The organism is Rhodococcus pyridinivorans, assembly GCF_900105195.1.
GTDB classification, from domain to species: Bacteria; Actinomycetota; Actinomycetes; order Mycobacteriales; family Mycobacteriaceae; genus Rhodococcus; species Rhodococcus pyridinivorans.
Genome location: NZ_FNRX01000002.1, coordinates 337,794 through 356,555, shown reverse-complemented (window position 1 = coordinate 356,555; position 18,762 = coordinate 337,794). Strand labels below are relative to the sequence as shown.

The window sequence follows — 18,762 nt, the reverse complement described above, 5'->3', positions numbered from 1 at the left end:
GTCAGCCTCCCTGTAATCCGGCCGAGATGACGGCCCGTCCGATCGGGGCGGCCACCGAACCGCCGGTCGCGGCGAGAGCTCGGTCGCCGCCGTCCTCCACGATCACCGCGACGGCGATGCGGGGTTGTTGTGCAGGTGCGAATGCGATGTACCAGGTGTGCGGCGGGGTGTTCCGCGGATCGTTGCCGTGTTCCGCGGTGCCCGTCTTCGACGCGATCTGCACACCCTGGATGGCACCGCCACCGCCGGCGTTGTTCTCGGCACCGATCATCAGGTCGGTGAGGGTCGCCGAGACCTCCGGCGAGATCGCCTGGCCCAGCGATTCGGGCTTGGTCTCCTCGAGCACCGTCAGGTCGGGCCCCTGCCGACGGTCGACGAGATACGGCTTCATGCGCACCCCGCCGTTGGCGATGGTCGCGGCGATCGACGCGTTCTGCAACGGAGTGAGGGCCACATCCCGCTGGCCGATGCTCGACTGGCCGAGTGCCGCGCCGTCCGGGATGGGGCCGACGGTGCTCGCCGCGACGGGCAGCGGGACGTCGAGGGTCTCGCCGATGCCGAGCTTCTCCGCCTGCGAGACCAGGGCCTCGCGTCCGTCGTCGATGCCCATCTCGACGAAGGCCGTGTTGCACGACCGCGCGAACGCCTCCCGCAGCGTCACCGTCGATGCGTCGCCGCACGCGGCCCCGCCGTAGTTCTCGAGGGTCGTCGCGGTGTCGGGCAGGGTGATCTGCGGCGCTGCGGTGAACTGCGTGTCGGGGGTGACGCCGTTCTCGAGCGCGGCCGCCGTCACGACGACCTTGAAGGTCGAGCCCGGAGGGTAGGTCTGGGAGATCGCGCGGTTGAGCATCGGCTTCTCGGGATCGGCGTTGAGCTCGTCCCAGGCCTGCGAGGTCGCGGCGCCGTCGTGTCCCGACAACCGGTTGGGGTCGTAACTCGGCGTGCTCACCATCCCGAGGATCCTGCCGGTGCTCGGTTCGATCGCGACCACCGAGCCCGTGTAACCCTTCGAGGTCAGCTCGTCGTAGGCCACCTGCTGAACGACCGGATCGATCGTGGACACGACGTTTCCGCCGCGCGGGTTGCGGCCCGACACCAGGTCGAACAGTCGACGTCCGAACAGCAGGTTGTCGGAACCGTTGAGCAGCGAATCCTCGGACCGTTCGAGTCCGGTGCTGCCGTATTGCATCGAGTAGAAGCCGGTCACCGGCGCGTAGGCCAGCGGGCTCATCGGCTGGGTCGGCGGCGCCGGGTATTCGCGCAGGTACTTGTAGCGGCTGTCGGTGGGCACCGACACCGCGAGAGCCTGACCGGCCGCGACGATCTGTCCGCGCTGACGGGAGTACTCGTCGATCAGCACACGCGAGTTGCGCGGATCGGTACGGAGATCGTCGGCCTTGATGACCTGCACGTAGGTGGCGTTTGCGAGCAGCGCGACGACCATGAACATCACGGCCATCGCGACCTTGCGGAGCGGACCGTTCATTCGCGCCCCATCATTTCCGTCTTGGCCTCGGCGATCGGCGTGGGCGCTTTCTTACGGGGGATCGCGGGTTGGCGGGCAGCGTGCGAGATCTTCATCAACAGAGCCAGGAGCAGATAGTTTGCGAGCAGCGACGAACCACCGTAGGACACGAACGGTGTGGTCAGGCCGGTCAGGGGGATCAACTTCGTGACACCGCCGACCACCACGAACAGTTGGACGGCGAGGGTGAACGACAGGCCGGCGGCGAGCAGCTTGCCGAAGCTGTCGCGCACCGCCAGCGCCGTGCGCATGCCGCGGACGACGAGGATCAGGAACAACAGCAGGATGGCGGCCAGGCCGATCAGGCCGAGTTCCTCACCGATCGCGGAGACGATGAAGTCGGTCTTCGCGAACGGCACCTGCCCCGGCCGTCCGCTGCCCAGGCCGGTGCCGGCGACTCCGCCGGTCGCGAGACCGAACAGCGACTGGGAGATCTGGTAGCCGGTGTTGTTGTAGTCGGCGAGCGGATCGAGCCAGGTCTCCACGCGCACCCGCACGTGACCGAACATCTGGTACGCCGCGTAGAAGCCGACGGCGAGCAACGAGAATCCGATGATCAGCCAGCCGACACGTTCGGTCGCGATGTAGAGCATCACCAGCACGGTGGTGAACAGCAGCAGCGACGTGCCGAGGTCCTTCTCGAAGACCATCACACCGATCGAGATGATCCAGGCCGCCAGGATCGGGCCGAGATCGCGGGCGCGGGGGAAGTCCATCCCCAGGAAGTGCTTGCCTGCGGTGGTGAACAGGTCGCGCTTCGCCACCAGGACCGATGCGAAGAAGATGATCAGCAGGATCTTCGCGAACTCGCCGGGCTGGATGCTGAAACCGGGCAGCCGGATCCAGATCTTGGCGCCGTTGACCTCGGAGAACCTGCTCGGCAGCAGGGCCGGGATCGCGAGTGCGATCAGGCCGATGAGACCGAGCGTGTAGCTGAACCGCGCGAGCAGACGGTAGTCGTGCAGGAACACGAGCACGACGATGAACAGCGCGATGCCGAGCGCCGTCCACAGCACCTGCTGCGTCGCATCGGGCGACGGCGGCGGCAGGCCCATGTAACGGGCGTTCTCCTGATCGGACAGGTCGAGCCGGTGGATGAGCACGAGTCCGAGACCGTTGAGCAGCGCAACGATCGGCAACAGCAGGGGATCGGCGTACTTCGCGAAGCGCCGGACCGCGAGGTGCGCGGCGAGGAACAGCGCAGCGAAGGTCACCCCGTACTTGAGCAGGTCGAGGGTCAGCGCCTGCTCCATCGAGACCTCGACGAGCATGAGCGACACCGTCGTGACACCGATGGCCGCGACGATCAGGGCCAGTTCGGTGTTGCGCCGGGTCGACTGGACGGGCGCCGGGGCGAAACCTCCCGGAGGGCTCGGGAAGTCCCCCACACCATGGGACACCGACATCAGGCGCCCACCCTGCAGTTCTGACCGGGGATCTGGGGCGCGGGCTCGGGAGCCGGCTCCGTGTTCGGAGCGGGTTCGCCGGGAGTCGGCTCGCCGGGAAGCAGTTCGCCGGGCTGGGAGGCCGGTGCCGGTTGGCCCGGCTGCGGCTCACCGGACGCCGGCGGCTGCACCGTGGGTGTCTCGGTGGGCGGGGTGCCGTTCGGTCCGGGCGTCGGCGTCGGCTCTCCCGGGCCGGGGGCCGGTGCGGGAGCCGGCTCGGGTTCCTCCGGGGTGCACACCGGCAGCAGGTCCAGTTCGGCGAGCCGCTGCATCTGCTCGCGGGTGTCGTCGAGCGACCCCGACGGAAGCCCGGCACGGACCTGCTCGCGAGCGGCGGGCCACAGGTCGTCGACGAGCATGACCCGGCACGACGCGCTGTTCGGATCGACGAGCGTGAGGTCGCCCTCGTCGGTGACGCACCCGACGCGCGCGGCCTCCTGCAGCGAGTAACCGAAGACGTCGCCGGGGATACCGCGCAGCACGGTCACGCGACCGTCGTCGGCGCCGACGTAGTAGTTGTTGCGGATCAGCTGGCGGCCGACGAACAGGCCACCGACCAGCACCGCGATGATCACGACGGCGGCGACCGGCCACCACAGGCGGCTGCGCTTCTTCTTCGGCGCCGGTTCCGGGGCCTTGTTGATGACCCGCTTCGGGGTGGCGCGCGGTGGCCGCATCGCGGCGGCGCGACCCGCTGCGGTGTTCGGCGGGGGAGTGTCCTCGTCGTCGTCCGCGGATGCCGCTCCGGCGACGATGGGATGCGACTGGCCGTAGTCGAGATCGATCACGTCGGCGACGACCACGGTGACGTTGTCGGGGCCGCCGCTGCGCAGCGCCAGCTCGATGAGCCGGTCGGCGCACTCGTCGTGCGTGCCCTGCCGCATGGTGTCGGCGATCGTCTCGTCGCTGACGACGTCGGACAGACCGTCGGAGCACACGAGGTAGCGGTCGCCGGCGCGGGCCTCGCGCACGGTGAGGGTCGGTTCGACCTCGCTGCCCGTCAGGGCGCGCATGATCAACGACCGCTGCGGGTGCGTGTGCGCCTGCTCGGGGGTGATGCGGCCCTCGTCCACGAGCGACTGCACGAAGGTGTCGTCGCGGGTGATCTGGGTGAGCTGGTCGTCGCGCAGCAGATAGGCGCGGGAATCGCCGATGTGGGCGAGTCCGAGTTTGCTGCCTGCGAACAGGATGGCCGTGAGCGTCGTGCCCATGCCGTCGAGCTCGGGTTCTTCCTCGACCTGGTCGGCGATGGAGGCGTTGCCTTCGCGGACGGCCGCGGCGAGCTTACCGAGGAGGTCGCCGCCCGGCTCGTCGTCGTCGAGGTGGGCGAGCGCCGCGATCATCAGCTGTGAGGCGACCTCACCGGCCGCGTGGCCGCCCATGCCGTCGGCGAGGGCGAGCAGGCGGGCACCGGCGTAGACGGAGTCCTCGTTGTTGGAGCGCACGAGGCCGCGATCGCTGCGGGCGGCATATCGGAGTACGAGGGTCACGGGCGGAGCTCGATCACGGTCTTGCCCACCCGGACCGGGGTTCCGAGCGGGACACGGACAGCGGTGGTGACCTTCGCGCGGTCGAGATACGTGCCGTTCGTCGACCCCAGGTCTTCGACGTACCAGTCGGAACCTCGTGGCGACAGGCGTGCGTGGCGCGTGGATGCGTAGTCGTCGGTCAGCACGAGTGTGGAGTCGTCGGCACGGCCGATGAGAACCGGCTGGGTGCCGAGCGTGATCCTCGTGCCGGCCAGCGCGCCCTGCGTGACCACCAGGTACTTGGCGGTCTTGTTACGGCTCAGCGTCGGCAGCACCGACTGCTTGGGCGAGTAACGCGGGAGCGGTCGCGCGGCACCGGCGTAGATGTCGGACCGGAGCGTGCGCAACACCGCCCATACGAACAACCACAGCAGGAGGAGGAATCCCGCTCGGGTCAGCTGCAGAATCAGCCCCTGCACGGTGCATCCTCCTTCGGGGTAGTCGACCGGTCGTATTCCAGGTCGTGCGGTCACTCACAATACGGACACCGGACGACTCCATGCAGCGTCCGACGCGCTGTCACACGCGTCGGACGGTATGAACGGGTCCGGTAGGTCTTTCGATACCGGCTGATCAGAGGATGCGCACGAGGATTTCGGAGTGCCCGGCGCGAATCACGTCACCATCGGCGAGCTGCCAGTCCTGCACCGAGGCGCCGTTGACCGTCGTGCCGTTCGTCGACCCGAGATCGGAGAGCATCGCGACCTGGCCGTCCCAGCGGATGTCGATGTGGCGACGCGAGACGCCGGTGTCGGGCAAGCGGAACTGTGCGTCCTGGCCGCGGCCGATGATGTTGCTGCCCTCGCGGAGCTGGTAGTAGCGGCCGCTGCCGTCCTCGAGCTGGAGCGTTGCGGTCAGCACCCGGCCGGCGGCGGGGGACTGGTAGCCGGCCTGCTGGTAACCCTGGTCGTAGCCGGGGGCCGCGGCGGCGTAGCCCTGGTCGTAACCGCCCTGCTGCGCGCCGTACTGCTGGTCGTAACCCGGCTGTGCGTAGCTCTGCTGGCCGTAGGCCTGCTGGTCGTAGCCGCCCTGCTGGTAGCCCTGGTCCTGGTAGGCCTGGTCGTAACCGGGCTGTGCGTAACCCTGCTGGCCGTACGCCTGCTGGTCGTACCCGCCCTGCTGCGGGTAGTCCTGGCCGTACGCCTGCGGCTGGGCGCCTCGAGCGCCGTAGGCCTGCTGGTCGTAGCCACCCTGCTGGTCGTAACCGCCCTGCTGGTCGTAACCGCCCTGCTGGTAGTCCTGCTCGCTGTAGGCCTGGCCGTACGCCTGCTGGTCGTAACCGCCCTGCTGGTCGTAACCGCCCTGCTGGTCGTAACCGCCCTGCTGGTCGTAACCGCCGGGAGCCTGGTCGTAGCCGGCGTTGCCGTAGCCCTGGTTGTAGCGCTGCTCCTGGCCGACGTGCGCGTGACCGTTGCGTGCGTACTGCGGTTCCGCCTCGGCGGGGTCACGGCTGGGGTCGTAGCCGGGGTTCTGCGTCATTGGGCCAGCTCCTGGTTCAGAGGTCACGGGTGGGCGGTTCTGCGGGTTCCGCGGTGACGGAGCACGCGTCGCTGAGCGCCCCGCATCGGGATCTACCGAGCCGCGAGTCCGGAACTGCCCGGTGTGCAGTGCCGACGACGACTCGAAGACGACTTGGATCTCACCGTATGTCTGCCATCCCTGTTCTCGGATGAAGTCCTCAAGGTGACGGGAGAATGCCTTCACAGTCAAGTCCCGATCCGCTGCGAGGGCGTCGTGATCGGTTTCGCTGATCGTGATGACGTAGTGATTGGGGGCGAGCATGTGGCCCCGATCGAGCTGTCGGACGCCGTCCGTTGCCTCCTGCTGCAGCGCCGCCTCGACTTCCTGGGGCACGACGCCGCCGCCGAACACGCGGGCGAAAGCGTCGCCGATCGCGGCCTGGAGTTTGCGCTCGAAGCGCTGGGCGATGCCCATGGCGACCCCCTTTCCGTACTCAGCGTGTCGCAATGCAGATCTCGTCACTGCATGGTATCCACTTTTCCCCGGATTCGACCCTGAGGCATGCGGCACGTCTCGCCCGGATGTGCTCGGCGATCGAGCCGGAAGTGTTCGCGGCCCTCTGACCAGGCGAATAGTTGTTCGGCTCCGGTGTGTGTTACTGTTTTCGGCGTTGCTCGGGCGAGTGGCGGAATGGCAGACGCGCTGGCTTCAGGTGCCAGTGTCCTTCGGGACGTGGGGGTTCAAGTCCCCCTTCGCCCACAGTGTGCAGTTCCACGAACTGCGACGGACGAGGTCACGAACTCTTCGGAGATCGTGACCTCGTTTTCGTTTGTCCGGCCCCGATCCGATGCCTTTTCGGCCGTGCTTTACTGGGGCGGTGATGGCCCGGTGACTCCCAACACGGCAGATATCGGCGCAATCCTCATCAGCTCGCGCTCCCTGGACGAGTACCGGTCGATGTTCGACCTCTCCGACGACGATCTGTCGCGGAGGATCCTGGACTGCCCGGCCGGCGCGGCGGGCTTCACCGCCGTGGTGAACCGCCTCGGTGGTGACGTGACGGCCTGCGACACGGCCTACTCCGACTCCGACGCTGAGCACCTCACCGTCGTTGCCGCTGCTGAGGCCGAGCGCGGGAACCGGTACATCCGGGACCACGCCGAGAACTACGACTGGACGTTCTTCGCCGACCCCGACGAACACGCACGGGTGCGGCGGCAGGCGGTCCGGGATTTCGCCGAGGACATCCGTCGGCATCCGCACCGATATGTCGCCGGGTGGTTGCCGTCCCTGCCGTTCCCCGATGCGGCATTCGATCTCGTGCTCAGTTCGCACCTGCTGTTCAGCTACGCCGACCGACTCGACCGCACCTTCCACCTCGACGCGATCCGGGAACTGATGCGTGTCGCCCGGGACGAACTGCGCATCTTCCCGCTCGTGGAGTCCGGAACCTCGGTCCTCTGCCCCTACCTGGACGAACTGCTCACCGATCTCCGGGAACACGGCATCGACGGTGAGGTCGTGGAGGTCGACTACCGATTCCAGAAGGGCGCCCACCACATGCTGGTGTGCCGCCGCACCGGGTTTCCCTGAGCGAAAGGAAGGGCGCAGGGTGGCCGCGCCCTTCCCGATCCGGCTACTCACTCGACCAACTCCGCGGTACCGGCACTCCGGTGGGTACTCGTGTCCGTCGATTGCCGTGCGCGCCGGCGAGTTGCGGTCCGGTGAGATACAGCGCGAGACCGGCGCACAATGGGAGATGGGGGTAGGAGGTCGTCATGCGTGCTCTGAGTGGCCTACTGAATGTCGTGCTCGACTTCTCACCGCCCTGCTCGGCACCGTTCTGGGGATCGTCGCCGCCGTGGTGATGCTCCTGGGTGCGGTGTTGTGCGTGACGATCCTGCTGATCCCACTGGGTATCCCTGTCATCCGGCTCTCCCGCCGGCTGTTCACCCTCGCCGGGAAGATGATGCACGTGCCGTGACGTCCCGCGACGAATCGGCTACGAGGCGCTCGATCGCCTCGTGAGGCGCTCGGGCATGTCGTCCACCGGCTACGGAACCTCTTCGGAGCGGCCCCGCATTTTCGAGGGATGCTGGGCACTCTTGCAGCCATCACGATGTCATGCGCCTCTACCTGAGCAAATAGCCTGCGCAGTCTGTTGGTTGCCGTGCATACCCTAGGGGGGTATGGTATCTGCCAGGACGACCGACGCGACAAGGACGATTCCGATGCCGAATACCCCGAGCGAGACCGTGCACACCGATGCCGTCGCACACGACGACGCGCATCAGCACAGCTATATCGCCAACAACACCAAGGCCGACTACCTCAAGCGACTGCGTCGCATCGAGGGGCAGGCCCGCGGCCTGCAGCGGATGGTCGAGGAAGAGAAGTACTGCATCGACATCCTCACGCAGATCGCGGCGATGAAGAAGGCCCTCGAGGCCGTCGCGCTCGGTCTGCTCGACGAGCACATGGCGCACTGCGTGGCCGGTGCCGTGCGCGCCGGCGGCGACGAGGCCGACCTCAAGTTGAAGGAAGCCGGCGACGCCATCGCGCGACTCGTCCGTTCCTGATCGTCCAGACCCGTATCCGAGGAGTTCCCATGAGCCGGACCAGCACCTACACCGTCACCGGCATGACCTGCGAGCACTGCGTCGCGTCGGTCACCGAAGAGGTCCAGGAGATCCCGGGCGTCGAGAACGTCGCGGTCGATCTGGCCACCGGTGCCGTCACCGTCACGAGCGCCGAGTCCCTCGACGATGCCGCCGTCGCGGCCGCCGTCGAGGAGGCCGGTTACAGCCTCACATGAACACCCCGGCCAAGCTCACCGGCTTCGTCGCCGCCGTAGCCGCGGTCTTCGGTATCGCGCTGCTCGTCGGCGCGACCGTCGGCCCGGTGGAGGAGCAGACCGAGGATCCTGCCGCGAGCGCCCACGATGCCGGTCACGGTGACGACACCGCCAGCGGCGACGCCGCGGAAACACCTGCTGTGGAAGAAATCCCGGGAGGACTGATGACGTATCGGAACGGTTATGCCCTCGCACTCGCCGAGACCGACCTCGGGTCGGGCGAGGACAGGAACCTGACATTCGCGATCAACGGTCCCGGCGGCGCGCCGGTGACCGACTTCGACGTCACCCACGACAAAGAGCTGCACCTGATCGCCGTGCGACGCGACTTCACCGGATTCCAGCACGTCCATCCCGTGCTCGACGAGAACACCGGCATCTGGTCCGTCGACGTCGACCTCACGCCCGGCACGTGGAGGGTCTTCACCGACTTCACACCCACCGGGGGAGAGCCGCTCACGTTGGGCACCGACCTCGCGGTGGCAGGCGAATTCGTTCCTGCCGCACCGCAGGCCGACAACCGCACCGCAACCGTCGACGACTACGAGGTCACCCTCGACGGCGACCTGTCGTCGGGCAGCGACGCGATGCTCACCCTCACGGTGAGCAAGGACGGACGGCCGCTCACCGACCTGCAGCCCTATCTCGGTGCCTACGGACACCTGGTGGCACTGCGCGGCGGTGACCTCGCCTATCTGCACGTCCATCCGGACGGGACACCCGGCGACGGCACCACACGACCCGGTCCCGAGGTCGTCTTCCACACCTCCGTCCCGAGTGCCGGCACCTATCACCTCTATCTCGACTTCCAGCACGACGGAGTGGTTCGCACCGCGGCCTTCACCCTCACCGCCGGAGGCACCGGCGAGGTGCAGCCGGGGTCCGGCGCACACGGTGACCACAGCCATTCCGGCCGCTGACGGCCCATTCTTCCGAGGAGACGCACATGACCACGCAGAGTCAGCCGGTCGCCGCCGAATCGATCGAGCTCGCCATCACCGGCATGACCTGCGCATCCTGCGCCAATCGCATCGAGCGCAAGCTCAACAAGCTCGACGGCGTCACCGCGACCGTCAACTACGCCACCGAGAAGGCGAAGGTCACCTACCCCGACGACATGACACCCGAGCAACTCGTCACGGTCGTCGAACAGGCCGGCTACGGTGCCGCACTGCCGCCACCACCCGCTCGGGCAACGGACCGGTCCGATGACGTGCCTGAAGCCGATCCTGTTGCGGCGCTTCGCCACCGACTCGTCGTCTCGGCGATCCTGACGGTGCCGGTGATCGCGATGGCGATGATCCCCGCCCTGCAGTTCACCAACTGGCAGTGGCTCTCCCTCACCCTCGCCGCGCCGGTCGTGGTGTGGGGTGCCTGGCCGTTCCACCGGGCGGCGTGGATCAACCTGCGCCACGGCACGTCCACCATGGACACGCTCGTGTCGCTGGGAACCCTTGCCGCCCTAGGGTGGTCGGTCTACGCCCTGTTCTGGGGAACGGCGGGTGAACCGGGGATGGTCCACCCCTTCGAGTTCACCATCGCGCGGGGCGACGGCAGCGGCAACATCTATCTCGAGGCCGCGGCCGGTGTCACGACGTTCATCCTCGCCGGGCGCTACTTCGAGCAACGGTCGAAGCGACGTGCCGGCGCCGCCCTGCATGCCCTGCTCGAACTCGGAGCCAAGGACGTCGCGGTCCTCGGACCGGACGGGACCACCGAGACCCGGATTCCGGTGGAGCAGTTGGCGGTCGGCGACCTGTTCGTCGTGCGTCCGGGCGAGAAGATCGCCACCGACGGTGTGATCGCACGGGGCACGTCGGCGGTCGACGCGTCGATGCTGACCGGTGAATCGGTTCCCGTCGAGGTCGGTGTGGGCGACAGTGTCGTCGGCGGAACGGTCGACGTCGGTGGACGACTGGTGGTGCGTGCGACCCGCGTCGGCTCCGACACCCAGCTCGCGCAGATGGCGAAGCTGGTGGAGGACGCCCAGAACGGCAAGGCCCAGGTGCAGCGTCTGGCCGACCGGATCTCCGGCATCTTCGTGCCGATCGTCCTGCTGATCGCGGCCGGCACCCTCGGTTTCTGGCTCGGCACCGGCAACGGGCCCGCGGCGGCCTTCACCGCGGCGGTCGCCGTGCTGATCATCGCCTGCCCCTGCGCCCTCGGCCTGGCCACCCCGACCGCGCTGATGGTCGGTACCGGTCGCGGCGCTCAGCTCGGCATCCTCATCAAGGGCCCCGAGGTCCTCGAATCGACCCGCTCGGTCGACACCGTGGTTCTCGACAAGACCGGCACGGTCACCACCGGCCGGATGACCCTGCGCGAGGTCGTCGCCGACGACGGTGAGAACGCCGACGAGGTGCTGCGGTACGCCGGGGCACTCGAGTCGGCGTCGGAACACCCGATCGCACGTGCCGTCAGCGATGCTGCTGCGGACAGGTTCGGCGGCCTGCCCCAGGTCGAGGACTTCACGAACGTCGAGGGTCTCGGTGTCCAGGGAGTGCTCGTCGAGGGCGACACCAGCCGCGCGGTGCTGGTGGGACGCCCGAAGCTGCTGGCCGACTGGTCGCAGCACCTCTCCGAGAAGCTGCAGCAGGCGTTCGAGCAGGCCCAGAAGTCCGGTGGCACGGCCATCGCCGTCGGCTGGAACGGAAAGGCCCGCGGCATCGTCGTCGTGGCGGACGCAGTCAAGCCGACCTCCGCGAAGGCCGTCGCCGAACTGCGGGAACTCGGCCTGCGTCCGATCCTGCTCACCGGCGACAACGCCGCCGTCGCGCACACCGTGGCGGCCGAGGTCGGCATCGACGAGGCCGACGTGATCGCCGACGTGCTGCCCACCGACAAGGTCGACGTGGTCGAGCGACTCCAGCGCGAAGGCGCGGTGGTCGCGATGGTCGGCGACGGTGTCAACGACGCCGCGGCGCTCGCCCGCGCCGACCTGGGCCTGGCGATGGGCACGGGCACCGACGTCGCGATCGAGGCGAGCGACCTGACGTTGGTCCGCGGCGACCTCATGGTCGCGGTCGACGCCATCCGGTTGTCGCGCCGGACGCTGACGACGATCAAGGGCAACCTGTTCTGGGCGTTCGCATACAACGTCGCGGCACTGCCGCTGGCGGCCGCGGGCCTGCTGAACCCGATGCTCGCCGGTGCCGCGATGGCGTTCTCGTCGGTCTTCGTGGTCTCCAACAGCCTGCGACTGCGACGGTTCCGCGCACACGCGGCCTGACCGCTTTAGGCTGCAGGGAGGAGGACGGCCTGTCAGGATCGGATCCATGACACAGCAGTCCTCCTTCCGTGCCCTGGTCGTCGACGACACCGACGACGGCCAGGTGGCACAGTTCCGCGAACTGACCGACACCGACCTTCCCGACCACGACGTCCTCGTCGAGGTCGAGTACTCCTCGCTGAACTACAAGGATGGTCTCGTGGTCGCGGGACCGCAGAAGATGGCGCGACGCACCCCGCTGGTCGCCGGAGCCGATCTCGCCGGGACCGTCCTCGAGAGCAGCAATCCCGACTGGAAGCCGGGCGACCGCGTCGTCGTCAACGGCTGGGGTCTGTCCGAGACCCAGTCTGGCGGGTACACCCGGCGCCAGCGTGTGAAGCCCGAATGGCTCGTGCGCATCCCCGACGCCTTCTCCACCCGCGACGCCATGGCCATCGGCACCGCCGGCTACACGTCCGCCCTGTGCCTCGACGCGCTCGAGCGGTACGGGATCGCATCGGACGCGGAACTGCTCGTCACCGGCGCGGCCGGTGGCGTCGGGTCGATCGCCGTCGCCCTCGCCGCTTCCGCGGGACACACGGTCGTCGCCGCGACCGGCCGTCCCGAGACCCACGACTTCCTGAGCGAACTCGGTGCGTCGTCGTTCGTCGACCGCGCCGAACTGCAGGGCAAGGGCCGGCCCCTGGGCAAGGAACGCTGGGATGCCGCGGTGGACGCGGTGGGCGGTTCGACGCTCGTGAACGTGCTGTCGCAGATCCGCTACGGCGGTGCCGTCGCCGCGTGCGGTCTCACGGAGTCGCCGTCGATGCCCGATGCCACGGTGATGCCGCACATCCTGCGCGGCGTCGCCTTGCTGGGCGTCGACTCGGTGATGGCGCCGGCTCCGCTGCGCCGGTCGGCATGGGATCGTCTCGCCCGCGATCTGCCTGCGAGCACCCTGGATTCGCTGTCGCGGGTCGAACCGCTCTCGGACGTCCCACGACTAGCCGAGGAGATCCTCGCGGGCAAGGTGCGCGGCCGGGTGGTCGTCGACGTCACCGCCTGAGAACGGTTCCGGAGAACGACCGGTGGGCAGCCACTTCGACAAGTGACTGCCCACCGGGCCGAGACGGACGGACGCTACGAGGACGCGTGGACCTCGCGCTCGTTGGGCACGCAATGCGTCATCTGTAATCCGGTCACATCACGGGGACCGTTCTTGCCGAGATTCGCTGCGCGTTGCAGTTCGTCCTCGTCGAGGGTCTGGCTCTGCAACGGAGGTAGATCCCGTACGTCGTCGGCACTGATACCGAGTCCGTCGCCGACGCGTTGTCCGAGCTCGTCGTCGCACATGAAGAAGTGCCACACCATCCGCTCCTGCACGTCGCGGACGGCCTGACCGATACCGTCGACGAGGTTCTTCACCAGGTCGTCCTTCTCCCACTGCTCCATGAGCTGGTAGCGCTGACCTGCCTGCTCGTAGTCGTTGGTACGCGGAATACGTTTGCGCGTGAGACGACCCCGGATCTCCGGCCCCTGATCGTCGTGGGTCGGGAACTCGGCCTCGCGCAGACCGCCGGTGATGGACGGTTCGTAGTTCACGTGCGGGTTGTCGCCGACATCGTCGACGCCGTATGCCATCGGTCCGCCCTGCTGATTGGTGGCCACGTGGGCGTTCTTCGCCGAGTTGACCGGAAGTTGCAGGTAATTGGGACCCACCCGGTAACGCTGCGTGTCGGAATAGGAGAACGTGCGTCCTACGAGCATCTTGTCGTCGGAAAAGTCGAGTCCGTCGACGAGGACGCCGGTGCCGAAGGAGATCTGTTCGTTCTCGAGGAAGTGGTTCTCGACGTTGCGGTCGATCACCATCCTGCCGACCGGCATGGCGGGGAATTCGTTCTCCGGCCAGACCTTCGTGTCGTCCAGGGGGTCGAAGTTCAACTCCGGATGGTCGTCGTCGCTCATCATCTGTACGCGCAGTTCCCATTCGGGATGGTCACCGCGCTCGATGGCCTCGTACATGTCCTTGCTGGCATGCCCGAGATCGTGCGCCTGAATGGCCGCCGCGTCGTCCTCGGTCAGGCTCTTGACACCGATCTTCGGAATCCAATGGTATTTCACGAGGTGTGTCACGCCCTCGGCGTTGACCCACTTGTAGGTGTTGACCCCGAAGCCCTGCTGAGTCCGGTAGTTGGCCGGAATGCCCCGGGGACTGAACAGATTCACCAGCATGTGCATTGCTTCGGGGGTCTGCGACATGAAGTCGAAGATGCGTGCGGGTTCCTGCCGGAAAGTGACGGGGTCGGGCTTCAGCGAATGGATGACGTCGGGGAACTTGATCGCGTCGCGAATGAAGAAGACCGCGAGGTTGTTTCCGACAAGATCCCAGTTACCGTCCTCGGTGTAGAACTTGACCGCGAAACCTCGCGGATCGCGGGCGGTTTCCGACGAGTCGCGTCCACCGATGACCGTGGAGAGCCGGATGGCGACGTCGGTCCGCTTCCCCGGCTCGGCGAAGAGTTTCGCGCGCGTGTAGTTCGTGATGGGTTCATCGCCCCATTTCCCGGTGGCTTCGAAATATCCGTAGGCGACGAAACCGCGCGCGTGCACCACTCTTTCCGGAATGCGTTCTCGATCGAAATGGCTGATCTTTTCGAGGAACTGATAGTTCTCCAGCGTCGCGGGTCCGCGTGGGCCCACCGTCCTCTGATTCTGGTTGTCGTATACGGGATGGCCCTGGCGGTTCGTCAACACACGTCGGTCGTCTCTCCGGGCCGGGCCCTGCGACGAAACATCGGTCACGGTGTTCTCCCCTCGGATGCAGTTGATGGGCTTTCTCGTAATCGAGTTGTCGACCGTCCTGTGCGGGGGCGACATCCTCTCACTATTACGTTCTTTCCGGGTTCTCGTCGGCCTTTCGCGAACAACAACCCGGATGCCCGACAACCGGCGCACCGTCTACACGATCAACTCGCGGTCTCCGCGTTCGGCAGTTGTTTCGGTGAGGCGGAGTCCGGATCGGTCCGCCGACCGAAGGCGAGCCAGAGCAGGAATCCGAATCCGGCCGTGACGTAGAGCGTGCCGAGCAGGTGCTGCCATGCGGCCCAGCCGAGTTCGAGATCGCCTCCCGTGGGGAACAGGTGGTGCGGGCCGATCAGGAAAACGAGCGTGACGCCGACGGCGATCGCGGTGAGTCTCTGCGCATCGGTTGCGCGCCCCGCCGCTAGTGCGAGGGCCAGCAGTGCCGGCGCGACCCACACCCAGTGGTGCGACCACGACACCGGCGACGCCAGCAGCACGGCCGTCGCGTTCGCCAACAGGGCGAGCACGAGATCGCCCTGCTCGAGGGCACGGCGGATGGCCACCACCGCGACCAGCAGCATCACCGCGACGGCCAGCAGCCACAGCACGGAAGCCATGAGTTCGGGCGGCCCGAAGCGGGAGATCACGGCCTTGAAGGACTGGTTGGTGGCGAAGTACGCGGCGCCGATCCGGCCGGTGTCGGGCAGGGTGTCCAGCCAGTACTTCGCGGAGGTCGCGGGCATCACGGCGAATGCGAGGGCGGTGAACCCGAAGGTCGACGCGATGATGGTGGCACTGGTCCGCCGGTCGCGCCGCAGCAGGAACAGCAGCAGGAACGCGATGGGCGTGAGCTTGACGGCGGCGGCCAGTCCGATCAGCATTCCGCGCGGCCACTTCGGGGTCTTCACCAGGACGTCGAGGGCGACGAGCGCCATCAGGACGAGGTTGATCTGCCCGAACGAGATCGTCTCACGCACGGGTTCGAGCAACAGTGCTCCGGCGACCGCGACCGCGGTGACGATCCACGCCGTCCGCGCCTCGAAGTCCGGACGGAGCCGGTCCAGCACGACCCGTAGGGTGACGACGAGCGCGGCGACCGAGACGAGGGTGAAGACGATCTTGCCGAACGTCACGGGGATCAGCGCCAGGGGAGCGAAGAGCATCGCCGACAGCGGCGGGTAGGTGAACGGCAACGCGAAGTCATCGGTCACCGGAGGCATCTGCCCGTAGATGTCGGCGCCGTCGAGCAGGACCCGCGCGCCCATCCGGTAGACCAGGAAGTCGATGAGTTCGCTTCTGACGAGGATCGCGATGAGCACACCCGCGGAGACGAGCGACGCGATCACCGCGACGGCGGTACCGCGAGATCCGGTGAGGAACGGAGGCGTCGTCGAACCGGTCGGAGTCAGCCGTGATTGTCGCACCCGGCAACTTTAGTCAATTCCGATATTCGTTCCGGTCCGACGTGGGGAACGCCATACGGCCGAAATATCACGAATCGACAGGACGCAGCAGGTCGGGGTTGTTGTTCCGCGGCGAATTGACCGCCGTGCTCACCTCGTACGGTTCGAGGGTCGGTTCGGGAATCGAATTCAGCAGGGCGTCGACGTCGTCGCGGTTCTTCAGGTCGGGATCGAGCCACGGATCGACGAAGGTGTCGGGCAGGATCACCGGCGACCGTTCGTGGATGTGCCCGGCGGCGTCGGTCGCCGGACGGGTCAGCACGGTGCACGTCCACAACCAGCGGTCGGGATGGTCCTCCGGCAGCTCCGGGTCCGGCCACAGCTCGTAGAGCCCGGCCATCGAGATCGGCCCGTCCGCGTGCAGGAAGAACGGGATCTTCTTCCCGTCCTCACCCTTCATCCACTCGTAGTATCCGTCGGCCGGCAGCACGCACCGCCGCTTCGCCGCGGCCGCCTTGAAGGCCGGCTTCTGGGTGATGGTCTCGGACCGGGCGTTGATCATCCGCGACCCGATCTTCGGGTCCTTCGCCCAGAACGGCACGAGCCCCCACTTGATCTGCGAGGACACGATGCGGATCGGCTCGGCATCCGGGTCCTCGCGTGGCGCCCGCTCGAGCACGACGTTCACGCGCTGGGTGGGGGCGATGTTGTACGACGGGGGCAGTTCCTCACCCACTGCCTCGACGGCGTCGTAGGCCGCGAGCAGATCCCCACGGGTACTGGTGCTGGCATAGCGTCCACACACGATGCATCTCCCGTCGGCGACTCCGGAGCGACGATTCGATTCTCTCTCATCGATCGCTCCGGAGCGGATCGCTCGGACGGAGACGGAGCGGGGGGGGTCGCTCCATCGGAGACAGCGTGGATCGCTCAGACGGCGACCTCGACCCCCAGTGCCTCGAGCAGGGTGCGGCGGTACTCCGCGATCTCGACGACGTGATCGGCTCGCGGATGCGGCAGGTCGATGGTCAGTTCGACGGCGAACGAGCCGTGGTCGAGCACGAGCACGCGGTCGGCGAGAGCGATGGCCTCGTCCACGTCGTGGGTGACGAGCAGGACCGCGGGCCGGTGCTTGGCGCACAGTTCCTGCAGCAGTCCGTGCATCCTGATCTTCGTCAGTGCGTCGAGGGCACCGAACGGTTCGTCGGCGAGCAACAGTTCGGGTTCGCGCACGAGCGACCGCGCCAGCGACACCCGCTGCTGTTCACCCCCGGACAGCTCGGTGGGCCAGGCCTTCTCGCGTCCGGCGAGCCCGACCTCCGCCAGGGCCGTGCGGCCGCGCTCGGCGGCGTCGTCGCCGTCGAGGCCGAGGATCACGTTGTCGAGCACCCGCGCCCAGGGCAGCAGTCGCGAGTCCTGGAAGACCACCGCCCGCTTCTGCGGCACCTCGAGGGTGCCAGAACCGGGCACGCCGTGGTCGAGTTCGGCCAGGGCACGCAACAGGGTGCTCTTGCCCGAGCCGCTGCGGCCGAGCAGTGCCACGAACTCGCCGGGGGCGATCTCGAGGTCGATGTTGTTCAGCACCGCGCGTCCGTCGAAGCCGCGGCTCAGTCCCCGGGTGCGTACGGTCAGTTGCCGATCGTCCTGCGCCATGCCAGCGCCTTCCTCTCTGCCGCACGGACCAGCAGGTCGCTGCCGAATCCGAGGATCGCGTAGACCACCAGTCCGACGATGATGATCTCGGTCATGCCGTAATTGCGGGCCTGGTACATCAGGTAGCCGATACCGCTCGAAGCGTTGACCTGCTCGACGACCACCAGGGCCAGCCACGAGATGGTCACCGCCAGGCGCAGGCCGGTGAAGAAACCGGGCAGCGCCCCCGGCAGGGCGATGCGCCGGACGAACTGGGCGCGGGACAGATCCAGCGTCTCGGCCAGTTCGACGTAGCGGGCGTCGATGCCGCGTAGCGACGAGTAGGTGTTGATGTAGACGGGGACGAAGACCGACAGGGCGATGAGCAGGATCTTCGTCTCCTCGCCGATGCCGAACCACAGGATCGCCAGCGGCATCAACGCCAGGGTGGGGATGGAGCGCTTGATCTGCACCGGTCCGTCGATCAGCGCCTCACCGATGCGCGACAGGCCGGCGGCCAGTGCGAGCACCAGTCCGAGGACGACGCCGATGACCCCGCCGATCAGGGCGCGCTGGACGGAGGTCCACAGGTTCGACTGCAGTCGCCCGTCGCCGATCAGTTCCCATGCGGTGGTGACGACCGTCCACGGCGCCGAGAGGGTCTTCGGATCGAGTACCCCGGTGGCCGAGGTGACGATCCATGCCACCAGCAGCAGCGCCGGGCCGATCGCCAGGCCGAACTTGATCGGCTTGCCGGGAGCGAGGCGGCTGCGGGTCGTGCGCGGCGACAGGTCGGCCGTCGCGCCGGAGTCGGGCTTCTGGTCGGTGTCGGCGTCACCGGCCAGGCCACTGCCGAAACGCCGGGGTTCGACGGAGACGCTCATGGCTCCAGTCCTTTCGTCG

The 18,762-nt window shown here is 67.6% G+C and carries 16 protein-coding genes, 1 tRNA gene and 1 pseudogene; 8 read left to right on the top strand and 10 right to left on the bottom strand.

Annotation, left to right across the window (positions count from 1 at the left end):
- Nucleotide 1: 1 nt before the first annotated feature.
- The 5 genes from BLV31_RS02275 to BLV31_RS02255 form a co-directional block, all read right to left on the bottom strand.
- A complete protein-coding gene (locus BLV31_RS02275) occupies nucleotides 2-1,486 on the bottom strand; it encodes a peptidoglycan D,D-transpeptidase FtsI family protein (protein ID WP_006550943.1) in 1,485 nt (494 codons plus the stop codon).
- Entirely contained in the window at nucleotides 1,483-2,931 is a 1,449-nt protein-coding gene (locus BLV31_RS02270; protein WP_064061435.1) for an FtsW/RodA/SpoVE family cell cycle protein, read from the bottom strand. Before BLV31_RS02270 ends, BLV31_RS02275 begins: the two co-directional genes overlap by 4 nt.
- On the bottom strand, nucleotides 2,931-4,460 hold the full coding sequence (locus BLV31_RS02265; RefSeq protein WP_006550945.1) for a PP2C family protein-serine/threonine phosphatase: 1,530 nt from the start codon (nucleotides 4,458-4,460) through the stop codon (nucleotides 2,931-2,933). The genes BLV31_RS02270 and BLV31_RS02265 overlap by 1 nt, the downstream gene beginning before the upstream one ends.
- A complete protein-coding gene (locus BLV31_RS02260; RefSeq protein WP_006550946.1) occupies nucleotides 4,457-4,918 on the bottom strand; it encodes an FHA domain-containing protein FhaB/FipA in 462 nt (153 codons plus the stop codon). Before BLV31_RS02260 ends, BLV31_RS02265 begins: the two co-directional genes overlap by 4 nt.
- 154 nt (nucleotides 4,919-5,072) lie before the next feature.
- The gene (locus BLV31_RS02255) at nucleotides 5,073-6,434 is read right to left on the bottom strand and encodes an FhaA domain-containing protein (RefSeq protein ID WP_064061436.1); all 1,362 of its coding nucleotides are present in this window, start codon (nucleotides 6,432-6,434) and stop codon (nucleotides 5,073-5,075) included.
- Nucleotides 6,435-6,636: 202 nt separating this feature from the next.
- Between BLV31_RS02255 and BLV31_RS02250 the strand changes: the two genes are divergently transcribed.
- The 8 genes and pseudogenes from BLV31_RS02250 to BLV31_RS02215 all read left to right on the top strand — a co-directional run bounded on the left by BLV31_RS02250 (nucleotide 6,637) and on the right by BLV31_RS02215 (nucleotide 13,088).
- Nucleotides 6,637-6,719 (top strand) — tRNA-Leu (locus tag BLV31_RS02250).
- Between the two features lie 129 nt (nucleotides 6,720-6,848).
- Complete coding sequence (locus BLV31_RS02245; protein ID WP_006553306.1) at nucleotides 6,849-7,553, top strand: methyltransferase domain-containing protein; 705 nt, start codon at nucleotides 6,849-6,851, stop codon at nucleotides 7,551-7,553.
- Nucleotides 7,554-7,738: 185 nt separating this feature from the next.
- A pseudogene (locus BLV31_RS02240) lies at nucleotides 7,739-7,944 on the top strand (hypothetical protein).
- A 247-nt stretch (nucleotides 7,945-8,191) separates the two neighbouring features.
- A complete protein-coding gene (locus BLV31_RS02235; RefSeq protein ID WP_033098102.1) occupies nucleotides 8,192-8,539 on the top strand; it encodes a metal-sensitive transcriptional regulator in 348 nt (115 codons plus the stop codon).
- Nucleotides 8,540-8,568: 29 nt separating this feature from the next.
- Nucleotides 8,569-8,775 carry a heavy-metal-associated domain-containing protein gene (locus BLV31_RS02230; RefSeq protein WP_033098103.1) on the top strand — a complete coding sequence of 69 codons (207 nt, stop codon included), beginning with the start codon at nucleotides 8,569-8,571 and terminating at the stop codon, nucleotides 8,773-8,775.
- Entirely contained in the window at nucleotides 8,772-9,734 is a 963-nt protein-coding gene (locus BLV31_RS02225; protein WP_064061437.1) for a DUF8832 domain-containing protein, read from the top strand. The genes BLV31_RS02230 and BLV31_RS02225 overlap by 4 nt, the downstream gene beginning before the upstream one ends.
- A gap of 26 nt (nucleotides 9,735-9,760) precedes the next feature.
- Nucleotides 9,761-12,043 (top strand): heavy metal translocating P-type ATPase, encoded by a 2,283-nt coding sequence (locus BLV31_RS02220; RefSeq protein WP_064061438.1) that lies wholly within the window; start codon nucleotides 9,761-9,763, stop codon nucleotides 12,041-12,043.
- Between the two features lie 46 nt (nucleotides 12,044-12,089).
- Nucleotides 12,090-13,088: an MDR family oxidoreductase gene (locus BLV31_RS02215; RefSeq protein WP_064061439.1), complete on the top strand. Its 999-nt coding sequence runs from the start codon at nucleotides 12,090-12,092 to the stop codon at nucleotides 13,086-13,088.
- Nucleotides 13,089-13,162: 74 nt separating this feature from the next.
- On the opposite strand, the gene BLV31_RS02210 is transcribed toward BLV31_RS02215, so the two are convergent.
- The 5 genes from BLV31_RS02210 to BLV31_RS02190 all read right to left on the bottom strand — a co-directional run bounded on the left by BLV31_RS02210 (nucleotide 13,163) and on the right by BLV31_RS02190 (nucleotide 18,743).
- Nucleotides 13,163-14,824 carry a catalase gene (locus BLV31_RS02210; protein ID WP_006553313.1) on the bottom strand — a complete coding sequence of 554 codons (1,662 nt, stop codon included), beginning with the start codon at nucleotides 14,822-14,824 and terminating at the stop codon, nucleotides 13,163-13,165.
- Nucleotides 14,825-14,988: 164 nt separating this feature from the next.
- The gene (locus tag BLV31_RS02205) at nucleotides 14,989-16,248 is read right to left on the bottom strand and encodes a glycosyltransferase 87 family protein (protein WP_064061440.1); all 1,260 of its coding nucleotides are present in this window, start codon (nucleotides 16,246-16,248) and stop codon (nucleotides 14,989-14,991) included.
- Nucleotides 16,249-16,315: 67 nt separating this feature from the next.
- Nucleotides 16,316-17,032 carry an SOS response-associated peptidase gene (locus BLV31_RS02200; RefSeq protein WP_019290436.1) on the bottom strand — a complete coding sequence of 239 codons (717 nt, stop codon included), beginning with the start codon at nucleotides 17,030-17,032 and terminating at the stop codon, nucleotides 16,316-16,318.
- Between the two features lie 125 nt (nucleotides 17,033-17,157).
- On the bottom strand, nucleotides 17,158-17,880 hold the full coding sequence (locus BLV31_RS02195; RefSeq protein WP_019290435.1) for an ABC transporter ATP-binding protein: 723 nt from the start codon (nucleotides 17,878-17,880) through the stop codon (nucleotides 17,158-17,160).
- Nucleotides 17,856-18,743, bottom strand: coding sequence for an ABC transporter permease (locus tag BLV31_RS02190; RefSeq protein WP_064061441.1), 888 nt, complete (start codon nucleotides 18,741-18,743; stop codon nucleotides 17,856-17,858). The genes BLV31_RS02195 and BLV31_RS02190 overlap by 25 nt, the downstream gene beginning before the upstream one ends.
- Nucleotides 18,744-18,762 lie beyond the last annotated feature (19 nt).

Coding starts and splice junctions, on each gene's coding strand:
- BLV31_RS02235 (WP_033098102.1), top strand. CDS start 8,192: ATGCCGAATACCCCGAGCGAGACCGTGCACACCGATGCCGTCGCACAC.
- BLV31_RS02215 (WP_064061439.1), top strand. CDS start 12,090: ATGACACAGCAGTCCTCCTTCCGTGCCCTGGTCGTCGACGACACCGAC.
- BLV31_RS02225 (WP_064061437.1), top strand. CDS start 8,772: ATGAACACCCCGGCCAAGCTCACCGGCTTCGTCGCCGCCGTAGCCGCG.
- BLV31_RS02270 (WP_064061435.1), bottom strand. CDS start 2,931: ATGTCGGTGTCCCATGGTGTGGGGGACTTCCCGAGCCCTCCGGGAGGT.
- BLV31_RS02220 (WP_064061438.1), top strand. CDS start 9,761: ATGACCACGCAGAGTCAGCCGGTCGCCGCCGAATCGATCGAGCTCGCC.
- BLV31_RS02275 (WP_006550943.1), bottom strand. CDS start 1,486: ATGAACGGTCCGCTCCGCAAGGTCGCGATGGCCGTGATGTTCATGGTC.
- BLV31_RS02230 (WP_033098103.1), top strand. CDS start 8,569: ATGAGCCGGACCAGCACCTACACCGTCACCGGCATGACCTGCGAGCAC.
- BLV31_RS02190 (WP_064061441.1), bottom strand. CDS start 18,743: ATGAGCGTCTCCGTCGAACCCCGGCGTTTCGGCAGTGGCCTGGCCGGT.
- BLV31_RS02255 (WP_064061436.1), bottom strand. CDS start 6,434: ATGGGCATCGCCCAGCGCTTCGAGCGCAAACTCCAGGCCGCGATCGGC.
- BLV31_RS02195 (WP_019290435.1), bottom strand. CDS start 17,880: ATGGCGCAGGACGATCGGCAACTGACCGTACGCACCCGGGGACTGAGC.